Annotated in this window: 2 protein-coding genes and 1 riboswitch; both genes read left to right on the top strand. The window is 74.5% G+C overall.

Annotated features, from left to right (window positions below; all coding sequences use genetic code 11):
* A partial coding sequence (locus ABZV78_RS31610; protein ID WP_355644509.1) for a hypothetical protein occupies nucleotides 1-675 on the top strand: 675 nt, incomplete at its 5' end.
* 709 nt (nucleotides 676-1,384) lie between these two features.
* Nucleotides 1,385-1,526, top strand: a riboswitch (cyclic di-AMP (ydaO/yuaA leader).
* A 197-nt stretch (nucleotides 1,527-1,723) separates the two neighbouring features.
* On the top strand, nucleotides 1,724-2,581 hold the full coding sequence (locus ABZV78_RS31605) for a C39 family peptidase (protein ID WP_355644507.1): 858 nt from the start codon (nucleotides 1,724-1,726) through the stop codon (nucleotides 2,579-2,581).
* Nucleotides 2,582-2,650 lie beyond the last annotated feature (69 nt).

The raw sequence follows: 2,650 nt of genomic DNA, 5'->3' as shown, positions 1-2,650 counted from the left end.
GGTCCGGCGGGCGGCCTCCTCGGCGGCCGGGTCGGGGGCCGGATCGGACCCGCCGTCGCGCTCCGGGCGGGCGACCAGCGCGGCGAGCACGCCGACGAGGTGGCCGTGGCCGCCGCCGGGGCCGCCCAGACCGCCCGGCGGCGCCGGGAGCAGTGGCTCACCGCCCAGGACGAGGCCGACCGGGCCTGGCGGGCGTACGACGAGGCCGAGGCGGCCGCCCGCCGCTTCGCCGGGGTCGCCGCCCTGCCCGCGCCCCGCACCCCGCGCACCCCCGCCGAATACGTCGCCCGCGAGCGCTGGCTGCACCACGCCGCCATGACGGCGCACTGGCGGGGCGACCTGACCGCCCGGCAACTCGCCGACGTGCTGGCCCACCGCAACGGGTGGGACCCACGCCGGCACCCGGCCGAGCAGGAGATCGTCCTCGCCCGGGCGGTACGCGAGGGCCGCCGGGCCGGCTGGGCGGCAGCCGCCGAGCGGGAGCGGCGGGCCTGGCGGGACGCCGAACTGGCCGCCGAGGCCGCCCGCACCCTGGCCGCCGAGGCGTACGCGGCGATCGGCGCCCTCCGCCCCGCCGACGACACCACGGCACCGGTGGAGGGGCGGGACGACGCGACGGTGCGGATCCCGGCCACCGTGTCCGGTGCGCGCTGGCGCCCCGCCCGGGTCGGCTGACACGTGGTCCAGTCCGGTTCGCGGGAGCTGGCGCATCCAGCTGCCAGCCCGCCTCGCGGCCCGCTGCGGCGGATCGTGCCCTCCCCGGCGATACCCGCATGGCGGCGGCCCTGCGGCCGGGTGTGGTCGTGTCGGCCGCTACGAACTTGATGACGTGAACGGATCAGACCCCGCAGGTCTTCTCGGGCGCCTTTCGGGCTGACGTCGTCGACGATTCAACGTCGTCGGCGGCACCAGGGGCGTGAGTCGCTTACGACATCAAGTTCGTAGCGGGTCCGGAGCGGACGCCCGGGGCGCCCGGCGGTCGGCTGCCGGGGCGCTCGGTGACCCGTTTCGGGTGGCCAGGGTGCCGGGAGCTCGTCGTGCCCGGAGTGGGTCGACGCCAGCTGGCCTGACCCCCGACGCGGAGCGAGTCGGCCGAATTGTTATCCGAATTGGGTGAGCCCGGTCACCCGCGTGGCGGAAACGGTCATCGGGGTCAGGCGGGGCGATCGACCCCCGCAATTCCGGTCCGGCGGCCACCGGATGTCCGCTTTTCGCCGGACGGTGCCGCCGTAACTGCTCGTCCCATTGAGTGAAGTGAGTGACCGACTGTTCCGATATCCGTAGCCGTGCACGAGGTTTACGCAGGTGGGGGCGCTTGGCAGGCCGCATACCCACCGGTAGTGTCGGCGCGTCCGGAGCGGTTTTCGATCGCAAGTGGCGACGCCGCGCCGACCCGCCTAATCGTCTTTTCGAGAACCGGGGACCCACAGCAACACCGGGGTGAATCCGCGTGCCAAGGCCCGCGGTAGGGCGTACTTCCCGCCCGAATCCGTCAGCTAACCCGGTCGGCGGCCACGGAAGGAGTGCCATTCCTCGTGCTCACCTCCCCCCGCTCGTCCCCCCGCCTCCACGGCATCGCGGTGCCGGCGCTCGCCTGACGGCGACCGACCCCGGCAACCATCCCGACCGCCCGGCACCCGGGCGCTCCCTTTCCGCGGCGACCCGCCCCGCCAGCGCGTGAGTTCCTCCGCGTGTGGGGCCGGTGTGTGCCGCTCACGTCCCCGTGGAGGAACCCGTGAAGCACCACAAGAAGCGTCAGCTGCGGCGTCTCGTGACCGAGCGCCCGTACCAGATCATCGCCGGCTCGGCCGCGGCGCTCGTGCTGGCCGGCGGCGCCAGCGCCGCCCTGGCCGCCACCGACGACGCCCCGGTCCGTCAGGAGAACACCGCCGCGGTCGCCGAGCTGGGCTCCCGGCTCGGTGAGGTCGCCAGCCGGGGCGAGGCCCGGGCCGCCGTCCCGTCGCCGTCCGCCTCGCCGAGCGCGTCCCCGACGGCCGCGCCGGCCGCCGCCAAGGCCACCACCGACCCGGACACCACCCCGAAGGCCAAGCCGAAGCCGCCGTCGACCAAGGTGCTCGACTACACCTACGAGGCGCAGACCGCCTACTGGAACTGCGGCCCGGCCGCGGTGCGGAACGCGCTCAGCGCGAGCGGTGTCGAGACCACCCAGGACGCGATGGTCGCCCCGCTGAACGCCGGCGAGAACGGCACCAACTCGGCCGAGGACACCACCCGGGGCCTGAACCAGATGGTCAAGGGCAACCCGTACCGGACCCACATGTTCGGCGGCTCGGCGAGCCCGGCGGAGATGGACCAGCTCCAGGCGGACGTGGTCAAGGCGATCACCGACGGCCGGGGCGTGGTGGTCAACATCGCCGGCGACGCCACCGACACCGACGGCGGCTGGCACTCGTTCCCGGGCGGCCACTACATCGCCGTGGTCGGCTACAAGAACGACGGCCGGACCGTCCGGATCGCCGACTCGGCGAACCCGGCGCTGCCCGCCTACTGGATGAGCACCATCGACCTGGCGAACTGGGCCGGCACGCGCGGCTACCTGCCACGAAGGATTCGCGCCTAGGGTGACTGTAGGTGTCAGGTCGAGCGGCCGGCTCGTGGAGCTGGGGGCAGCGGACAGGTGCGGGGCCAA

Origin of the sequence: Micromonospora sp. NPDC004540, from assembly GCF_040610095.1 — a bacterium.
In the GTDB taxonomy this organism is placed as follows: Bacteria; Actinomycetota; Actinomycetes; order Mycobacteriales; family Micromonosporaceae; genus Micromonospora.
This window is presented reverse-complemented; position numbering and strand designations above follow the sequence as displayed.